Genomic DNA, 9,720 nt, shown 5'->3' with positions numbered 1-9,720 from the left:
ATTGCCACACCTATGTCGATGATCCCTGCGACATCGCCATGGCCGTCAAGGTGGCCGACAACGCCAAGACCAACAAGTACAGCCCCTGCAATGCCAGCGAAAGCCTCCTGGTGGCGCGCGGCGTGGCTGCAGACTTCCTGCCCAGGATCGGTGCCGTCTATGCCGCCAAGGGCGTGGAAATGCGCTGCGATCCCGAGGCGCTGGCCATCCTGCAGACGGTCAAGGATGCCAGGCTGGCCGAAGCGGTGGAGCAGGACTGGTACGAGGAATACCTGGCCCCCATCATCAGCGTGAAGCTGGTGGACGGCGTGGACGAGGCCATTGTCCACATCAACAAGTACTCCAGCCACCATACGGAGTCGATTCTGACGACCAATCACCTGCACGCACAGAAATTCCTGCGCGAGGTCGATTCGGCTAGCGTCATGGTCAATACCAGCACCCGCTTTGCCGATGGCTTCGAGTTCGGACTGGGTGCCGAGATCGGCATCAGCACCGACAAATTCCATGCGCGCGGGCCGGTAGGCATAGAGGGCCTGACTTCGCTCAAATACGTGGTCCTGGGCGACGGCGAAGTCCGTTCCTGAGATTCACCCTCCGCCGGGGGCTGCTTGCGGCCCTTGGCGGTCTGGATTGATGCCGCAGCTTGGATCCCTTTCCATAACACCATGAAAATCATTATTCTGGGTGCCGGGCGCGTAGGCCAGAGTGTGGCCGAAAGTCTGGTGTCCGAGCAAAACGGAATCACCGTCATCGACACGGATGCGCGAGCATTGCGTGAGCTGGAGTCGCGCTTCGACCTGCGCGGCGTGGTCGGCAACGGCATCGATCCCCAGGTCCTGGCCGAGGCTGGCGCCAAGGATACCGACCTGTTGATCGCCTGTGCCTCCATGGACGAGACCAACCTGGTCTGCTGCAAGATTGCCCAGGCCGTGTTCGACATTCCGACCCGCATTGCGCGGGTGCGCTCGTCCAGCTTTGCGGTGGACGATCCGGTGCTGGGCAAGGAAGGTTTTGCGGTCGATCGCATCATCTGTCCCGAGGAATCGGTCACCCATTACATCCGCAAGCTCATCGAATACCCGGAAGCCATGCAGGTTCGCGCCTTTGCAGGTGGCCGGGCCGCCCTGGCCTCGGTGCGTGCCCGCGCCGGCGCGCCGGCCGTGGGCCTGCAGATTGCCCAGGTGCGTGAGCGCATGCCGGAACTGGCCATGCGCATCGTGGCGATCTATCGCCGCTTCATGGACGAGCCCGACCGGTTCGTGCGCTGCGACGGTGCCACGCGCATCGAGCCCGGTGACGAAGTCTTCATGCTGGCTGCGACCGAGCATGTGTCCGAGGCGCTCAAGGCCATCAATCTGCCCGAAGGCCGCCCGAGCCGGCCGGTGTTCCGCATCATGATTGCCGGGGGCGGCCAGGTCAGCCTGCGGCTGGCCAGGAAGCTGGCGCAGACGCCAGGGCGCTTCCATGTCAAGATCGTCGAGTCCAATGCCCAGCAATGTCTGAGCCTGTCGTCGGTACTGCCTGCCGAAGTGCTGGTGCTGGAAGGCGATGCCACCGACGAGGCCCTCCTGGAGGAGGAGGGCATCGAAGAGGTGGACCTGTTCCTCGCGCTGACGGATGACGACGAGGACAACATCATGTCCAGCCTGCTGGCCAAGCGCATGGGCGCGCGCCGCGTGCTGTCGCTGATCAATCGCCGTGCCTATGCCGATCTGATGCACGGCACGCAGATCGATGTCGCGCTGTCCCCTGCGCAGGCGATGCTGGGCGAGTTCCTGGCCTATGTGCGTCGCGGCGACGTGCAAGCCGTGCACAGCCTGCGCCGCGGTGTGGCCGAGGCGCTGGAGATCGTGGCACGCGGCGACCGCAAGAGTTCGCGCGTGGTGGGGCGCAAGGTGGAAGAGTTGCGCCTGCCCGAGGAGGTGCACATCGGTCTCATCGTGCGCGGCATCCCCGAGGGCAAGACCTGCGAGGAAGTGGCGGGCGCGGCACTGGAGACCGAGGTCATCATCCCGCGCAGCCATACCGTGATCGAGTCCGGTGACCATGTGGTGTTCTTTCTGCCCAACAAGCGGCTGGTGCGCAATGTGGAAAACCTGTTCCGTGTCAGCGCCACCTTTTTCTAGTCTGCGCACATGAAAGACCTGCTTCCTGTCCTGCGCGTGCTGGGCATGCTGATGATCATGTTTGCCGGTGCCATGCTGCTGCCCTTCGGCATCTCATGGTTCACGCAGGATGGCATCTGGCGCATCTACCCCTGGTCGATCGGGTTGACCGTCGGCGTGGGTCTGCTGCTATGGGGGGGGCTGCACCGCTACAAGCAGGACCTGCAGCCGCGCCATGGCGTGATTCTGGTGACGCTGGTCTGGGTGGTGCTGCCGCTGTGCGCCATGGTGCCACTGATGATGGGGCTGAGCCGGGTGGGCATTTCCATCAGTTTCACCCATGCCTACTTCGAAGCCGTCTCGGGCCTGACGACGACGGGAGCCACGGTGCTCAGCGGTCTGGATCAGCTGCCGGTGTCCATCAATGTCTGGCGGACCTTCATGCAATGGATGGGCGGCATGGGCATTCTGATTCTGGCCGTGGCCGTGCTGCCGCTGCTGGGGGTCGGCGGCGCGCAGCTTTTCAGGGCGGAAGCTGCGGGGCCGGTCAAGGACACCAAGCTCACTCCGCGTATTACGGAGACGGCCAAGGGGCTGTGGGGTGTGTACGCGCTGTTCTCCATCGGCTGTTTCCTGGCCTTCTGGGTCTGCGGCATGCAGCCCCTGGATGCGCTGATGCATATGTTCGCCACGGTGAGTCTGGGCGGACTGTCGTCGCACGATGCCAGCTTCGCCTATTTCAACTCGCCGCTGCTGGAAGCTGCGGCCTTGCTGTTCATGCTGCTGGCCAGCTGCAACTTTGCGCTGTATTTCGTGGCCATGCGAAAGGGCCGTATCGACAGTTTCATGCGCGACCCCGAAATGCGCGCCACGATTGGCGTGCTGCTGGGCGCGGGTCTGCTGGTGGCGCTGCTGCTCTGGGTCAAGGGGGTCTATGGGCCTCTGGACGCCTTGCGCAACGGCATGTTCCATGCGGTTTCGGTCGCCACGACGACCGGTTTCTCCACCACGGACTACCTGTCCTGGCCCGTGTTCATTCCCGTTTTGCTGTTGCTGCTGTCGGGGGTTGCCACCAGTGCAGGCTCCACAGGTGGTGGCATCAAGATGGTGCGCATGCTCATCCTGGTCAAGCAGGCCCGGCGCGAGATGACGCGTCTCGTGCACCCCCGCGCCGTGCAGCCGGTCCGGCTGGGCGATGCGGTGGTGGATAACCCGATGATTTTTTCGGTGCTGGCCTACATGCTGGTTTACGGTGCCACTGTCATTGTGCTGAGCATGGTGTTGCTGCTGACTGATCTGGACCCTCTGACCGCCTTCTCCGCCGTGCTGGCCAGCGTGCACTGTACGGGGCCGGGCCTGGGAGCCGTGGGACCCGCATCCAACTACACGGTGTTGACGGATTTCCAGATCTGGGTGTGTACTCTGGGCATGCTGTTGGGGCGGCTCGAGATACTGAGTTTCATGGCTTTGCTGTCACCGGCATTCTGGCGTCGCTGAGACAAAGACTGGGGAAAACACCTATCTCATGCTTCCATCTCTACAATTGCCCCCCACCACCGTCTCCTGAGGGTATTTATGGTTCCACATCTCGTCACGGCTTTGACCGGCCCCATCAACGAACTTGAGCAGCGCATTCTCGACTCCATGCCTGCCATTGAGCGTTGGTTCCGCCTGGAATGGATGGAGCACACGCCGCCGTTCTACTGCTCGGTGGACATTCGTAATGCGGGTTTCAAGCTGGCGCCGGTGGATACCAACCTGTTTCCAGGCGGCTGGAACAATCTGACCGATGAAATGCTGCCGCTGGCCGTGCAGGCTGCGATGGCTGCCATCGAAAAGATATGTCCCGAGGCGCGCAATCTGCTCATCATCCCCGAGAACCACACGCGCAACACCCACTATCTGGCCAGCGTGCTGCAGCTCAAGCGCATCTTCAGCATGGCGGGTCTCAATGTGCGCATCGGCTCCATCAGCCCCGAGATCAAGAAGACGCTGTCCATCACGCTGCCGCTGGGTGACGAGATCAAGCTGGAGCCGGTGATCCGCAGCAAGCGCCGCCTGGGCCTCAAGGACTTCGATCCCTGCACCATTTTGCTCAACAACGACCTCTCCACCGGCGTGCCCGGCATCATCGAGGAGCTGTACGAGCAATACCTGCTGCCGCCATTGCATGCGGGCTGGAATGTGCGCCGCAAGAGCCGTCATTTCCAGAGCTACGAGGAAGTCGGAAAGCGCTTCGGCAAATTGCTGGGCATCGACCCCTGGCTGATCAATCCCCTGTTTGGTCATGTGGAGAACATCGACTTTGCCGAAGGCACGGGCATGGAGGCCCTGGCCGAGCAGGTGGACGTGATCCTGTCCAAGGTGCGCCGCAAATACAAGGAGTACGGCATCAAGGAAAAGCCTTTTGCCGTGGTCAAGGCCGACAATGGCACCTACGGCATGGGCGTGATGACCGTGCGCGACGCCAAGGAACTGGCCGCGCTGCCGCGCAAGAGCCGCAACAAGATGGGGGTCATCAAGGACGGTCAGACCGTGCATGACGTCATCGTCCAGGAAGGCGTGCTGACCTATGAGCGCATGCACAACGCCGTGGCCGAGCCGGTGGTCTACATGATGGACCGTTATGTGGTGGGCGGTTTCTACCGCATGCACCCCGAGCGCGGCGAGGACGAGAACCTCAATGCCCCCGGCGCGGGCTATGTGCCGCTCGCCTTCCAGCAGAGCAATCACCTGCCGCAGGCCAGCGCACGTCCGGGCGCCAGCGCACCGAACCGCTTCTATATGTATGGCGTGATAGCACGTTTGGCCATGTTGGCTGCCAGCTACGAGCTGGAAGCCACTAATCCCGACGCAGAAATCTACGACTGAGTTCACAGGCGCTGAGGACAGCGCACAATGCCGACAATTTCCTCACCCGGTGACTGCCTTACGAGTCGCTCCTGACCTGTGCAAAATTCGAAATCCTCGCTAGGCGCCCTGACCCTGGGCGCGATCGGTGTCGTCTATGGAGACATCGGCACCAGTGTCCTGTACTCGGTCAAGGAGGTTTTCGGCTCAGGCTATGTGCCGTTCACGCCGGCCAACGTCTACGGCGTGCTCTCGGTGCTGTTCTGGACGCTCACGGTCATCGTCTCCCTCAAGTACGTGATCCTGGTGCTGCGTGCCGACAACAATGGTGAAGGCGGACTGGTGGCCATGCTGGCGCTGGCTTCGCAGACGGTCAAGGACAAGCCGCGCCTTTCGGGCACGCTGTTTCTGGTGGGCATGTTCGGTACCTCGCTGTTTTATGGCGACGGCGTGATCACTCCGGCGATTTCGGTACTCTCGGCGGTCGAGGGCCTGGAGGTCATCTCGCCGCATTTCACCAAGGCCGTGATTCCGCTGACGCTGGTGATTCTGTTTCTGCTGTTTTTCGTACAGAAACGCGGAACGGCTGGCATCGGCAAGTTCTTCGGACCCGTCACCGTGACCTGGTTCGCCTGTATTGCCCTGCTGGGTGTGCATCAGATCATGGGTCACCCGGAAATCCTGGCCGCGCTCAGCCCGCATTACGCAATCCTCTTCATCTGGAACAGCCCGGGAATCAGTTTCATCATTCTGGGCTCGGTCGTGCTCTGCGTGACCGGTGCCGAGGCGCTGTATGCCGATCTCGGGCATTTCGGCAAGAAGCCGATCCGGCTGGCCTGGTTCAGCATTGCCATGCCGGCGCTGACCCTGAATTACTTCGGCCAGGGGGCTCTGCTGCTGGCCAACCCCGAGGCCGTCAAGAACCCGTTTTTCATGATGGCGCCCAGCTGGGCGCTGTTGCCGCTGGTCATCATGGCCACCCTGGCTACCGTGATCGCCTCGCAGGCCCTGATCACCGGAGCCTTCAGCGTGACGCGCCAGGTCATTCAGCTGGGTTACTTCCCGCGTTTTGAGGTGCGCCACACCAGCGTGAGGGAAACCGGCCAGATCTACATGCCTCTGGTCAACTGGGGCCTGTTCGTGGCGATTGCGCTGGCCGTGCTGCTGTTCCGCAGCAGCGGCAATCTGGCGGCGGCCTACGGTATTGCGGTGACGCTGGACATGCTGATCACCACGATGCTGACCTTCTTTGTCGTCCGCTATCGCTGGAACTACCCGCTGGCCCTGTGCCTGCTGGCCACAGGCTTCTTCTTTGTGGTGGATCTGGCCTTCTTCGCTTCGAACCTGCTCAAGCTGTTTGAAGGCGGCTGGTTCCCGCTGCTGATCGGTGGCACGGTCTTCACCCTGATGATGACCTGGCGCCGCGGGCGTGAGCTGCTGCATCAGAAATTGCAGGCGGATGCGCTGGATCTGCGCCAGTTTCTGGAAGCCACCTGGCGCCATCCCCCCACGAGAGTGCCTGGTACGGCGGTTTTCCTCTCGGGCGAGCCTGGCACCGTGCCGCATGCACTGCTGCACAATCTCAAGCACAACAAGGTGCTGCACGAGCGCAACCTCTTTGTGACCGTGCGCAACCATGAAGTGCCATGGGTGGGGATGGACAAGCGGGTGGAGTCCGAGTCTCTGGGCGGCGACTGCTGGGAAGTCATCATCCACTATGGTTTCAAGAACGAGCCCGATGTGCCCGCCGCGCTGGCGCAGTTGCGGACCCAGGGCTGCATGCTGGACTCCATGGCCACCAGCTATTTCCTGTCGCGTGACGTGATCATCCCGCGCATGAACAACTCCATGGCGCACTGGCGCGAAAAGCTGTTCGCGCAGATGCACAAGAACGCGAGCCGGGTGGCTGATTTCCTGCACCTGCCGAGCAACTCGGTGGTGGAGCTGGGCTCCAAGATCGAGCTGTAGGAACCTCGAATGCCATAGGCCTTTGGTGTCGTGCGCGAAAGCGCTGATGGCGGTGAATCTGGAGGTGAGGGCGGCCTTCGCCGTTCGCGTTCGCGCGGGGCGCATCTTTTGGGGCGGGGCTGGTGCCAGAATGCACGGATGCGCTTTTTCCAAGACTTGAGTCCTGCCGCAGTCGCCGCAGGCTTTGTGGCCGTGCTGGTGGGATTTACCAGTTCGGTGGCCCTGGTGTTTCAGGCGGCGCAGGCGTTTCATGCCACGCCTGGACAAATCACTTCCTGGATCTGGGCGCTGGGCCTGGGCATGGGGCTGTGCTCGCTGGTCCCGTCGCTGATGCTGCGGATGCCTGTCATGGTCGCCTGGTCCACTCCAGGGGCGGCGGTGCTGGCCACTGCGGGGTTGGCAGGCGGTTTCTCCATGGGGGAGGCAATCGGAGCCTTCATCGTCAGTGCGGCCCTCATCACTCTGGCGGGGGTGACCGGCTGGTTCGAGCGCATCATGAACCGCATTCCCATGGAAATTGCGTCGGCCCTGCTGGCCGGTGTGCTGGCCAGGTTCGGCATGCAGGCTTTCTCTGCGGCCGAGACCAACCTGCCCCTGGTGCTGGTCATGCTGTTCGCCTATCTGCTTTCGCGGCGCATGGCTCCTCGCTATGCCGTCATCATCACCCTGCTCGCCGGAACCGCATGGTCGGCGCTGAGCGGGCAGATGCAGTGGTCGGCCGTGCATGGTGGACTGGCCATGCCGGTCTACACGGCTCCCGAGTTCTCGCTGCAGGCGCTCGTCAGCCTGGCGTTGCCCCTGTTTGTCGTGACCATGGCTTCGCAGAATCTGCCGGGCGTGGCAGTGATTCGCGCCACGGGCTATCCGATACCGGTGTCCAGGGTCATCAGCATGACCGGCGTAGCGACCATGCTGCTGGCGCCGTTTGGCGGCTATGCCCTTAACCTCAGCGCCATCACGGCGGCGATCTGCATGGGGGACGAGGCCCATGAGGATAGAAACAAGCGCTATACCGCTGCTGCCGTGTGCGGGTTGCTATATATATTGATAGGTATCTTTGGTGCAGTCGTCACGGGTCTGCTGACGGCCTTCCCCCGGGAGTTGGTGGCGTGCATCGCCGGGCTGGCCTTGCTGGGCTCCATAGGGGGCGGCATGGCCACGGCCTTCAAGGAAGAAAAGCACAGGGAAGCAGCGCTCATCACCTTTCTGGTCACGCTCAGCGGTGTTGTCATCGCAGGGGTGGGCTCCGCCTTCTGGGGGGTGGTCGCTGGCAGTCTGGCCTTGCTTGTCCAGGGGCTGCGTGCGCGCAGAGGCTGAGTATCTGCCGTCATGTTGTGGTGTTATGCCTGGCTGGGCATGATGCCGGTATCTACCTCTACCGCTAGAGTTCTTCACCATGCAAATACTGTTTGTCGCCGATCCGCTGGAGTCCTTCGTCATCTACAAGGACTCCACCTTTGCCATGATGCGCGAGGCGCAGCGCCGAGGACACCAGATCGTGAGCTGCGAGCCTCGTCACATCGCCTGGCAGAGCGGCGGCAAGGTCAAGGCCCAGGTGCGCCATATCACGCTGACCGGGCAACAAGATCGCTGGTTCGAGGAAACGCGCAGCGCTTTGACGGCGCTGGCAGACTTTGATGCCATCGTGATGCGCAAGGATCCGCCGTTCGATTCCGAGTTCTTCTATGCCACGCACATGCTCGGCCAGGCCGAGCGAGAGGGGGCCAAGGTCTTCAACAAGCCCAGTGCCCTGCGCGAGCATCCCGAGAAGCTTGCCATCATGGAGTTTGCGCAATTCATCTCGCCGACGCTGGTCACGCGCAGTGCCCAGGACATCCGTGCCTTTCATGCAGAGCACAAGGACATCATCCTCAAGCCGCTGGACGGCATGGGCGGCATGGGCATCTTCCGGGTCGGCGAAGACGGCCGCAATCTAGGCAGCATCATCGAAACCCTGAATCAGGGCGGCTCCACCAGTGTCATGGTGCAGAAGTTCCTGCCCGATATCGTTCATGGCGACAAGCGGGTGCTCATCATCGGTGGCCAACCCGTGCCGTTCTGTCTGGCTCGCATTCCGCAGGGCAATGAAGTGCGCGGGAATCTGGCGGCCGGCGGCAAGGGCGTTGCCCAGCCGTTGGCAGAGCAGGACAAGGCCATTGCCGAGTTCATTGGGGAGCGCCTGGTGCAACGTGGCTTGCTCTTGATCGGGCTGGATGTCATCGGCCATAACGTCACCGAGATCAATGTGACCAGCCCCACCTGCTTCCAGGAGATATTCGACCAGACCGGCTGCGATGTGGCTGCGTTGTTTGTCGACGCACTGGAGCAGGCTGCTCGCGCCTGAGAAGCGACAATGAACCCCGGCAGGCAAGGCCTGCCGGGGTTCATTGTCTGGATGTCCGTGCGGGCGTTGTCTGGATGGCAAAAATCTGTGTACAATGCAGGGCTTCACAGGGCGAAATGCGAATTTCTCCAGCCGATCTGAAAGAAATCAGTCGGTAAAATTGTGATAGAATTCAAGGCTTCGCTGATCGCAGCAAGCCACGAGATTCAAAGTCAAGCTTCTTGATTTTGCACTCGGCTCCTTAAAAAAATACAGCCGATAAGCGTGGGCGTTTGAGGGCAAGCAGCCAGTTCTTCGGAACAAACTCTTCGGAGTTATCAAGCGCTCACAAAAACAGTAATGAGGAAGAATTAATTCTTCTTGATTCCGTCAAGTGAGTGAGCAGTCGAAAGACTTTAAATTCAAGATCGAACTATAGAGTTTGATCCTGGCTCAGATTGAACGCTGGCG

At 61.6% G+C, this 9,720-nt stretch carries 7 protein-coding genes; all 7 read left to right on the top strand.

What is annotated here, in order from left to right; translation table 11 throughout:
• A partial coding sequence (locus E2583_RS21790) for an aldehyde dehydrogenase family protein (RefSeq protein ID WP_291598586.1) occupies positions 1-587 on the top strand: 587 nt, incomplete at its 5' end.
• An 81-nt stretch (positions 588-668) separates the two neighbouring features.
• Positions 669-2,129 (top strand): Trk system potassium transporter TrkA, encoded by a 1,461-nt coding sequence (gene trkA, locus E2583_RS21785; protein ID WP_291598584.1) that lies wholly within the window; start codon positions 669-671, stop codon positions 2,127-2,129.
• 9 nt (positions 2,130-2,138) lie between these two features.
• The gene (locus E2583_RS21780) at positions 2,139-3,605 is read left to right on the top strand and encodes a TrkH family potassium uptake protein (protein ID WP_291598582.1); all 1,467 of its coding nucleotides are present in this window, start codon (positions 2,139-2,141) and stop codon (positions 3,603-3,605) included.
• 78 nt (positions 3,606-3,683) lie between these two features.
• The gene (gshA, locus tag E2583_RS21775) at positions 3,684-4,979 is read left to right on the top strand and encodes a glutamate--cysteine ligase (RefSeq protein WP_004340452.1); all 1,296 of its coding nucleotides are present in this window, start codon (positions 3,684-3,686) and stop codon (positions 4,977-4,979) included.
• 78 nt (positions 4,980-5,057) lie between these two features.
• On the top strand, positions 5,058-6,926 hold the full coding sequence (locus tag E2583_RS21770) for a potassium transporter Kup (protein ID WP_291598577.1): 1,869 nt from the start codon (positions 5,058-5,060) through the stop codon (positions 6,924-6,926).
• Positions 6,927-7,064: 138 nt separating this feature from the next.
• The gene (locus E2583_RS21765) at positions 7,065-8,243 is read left to right on the top strand and encodes a benzoate/H(+) symporter BenE family transporter (protein WP_291598574.1); all 1,179 of its coding nucleotides are present in this window, start codon (positions 7,065-7,067) and stop codon (positions 8,241-8,243) included.
• Between the two features lie 79 nt (positions 8,244-8,322).
• Positions 8,323-9,270 (top strand): glutathione synthase, encoded by a 948-nt coding sequence (gene gshB / locus E2583_RS21760; protein WP_291598572.1) that lies wholly within the window; start codon positions 8,323-8,325, stop codon positions 9,268-9,270.
• Positions 9,271-9,720: the final 450 nt, after the last annotated feature.

It is taken from the genome of Comamonas sp. (genome assembly GCF_009360615.1).
GTDB lineage: Bacteria > Pseudomonadota > Gammaproteobacteria > Burkholderiales > Burkholderiaceae_C > Comamonas.
Note: the sequence above shows the minus strand (reverse complement) of the source record. Positions and strands in the feature narration are given on the sequence as shown.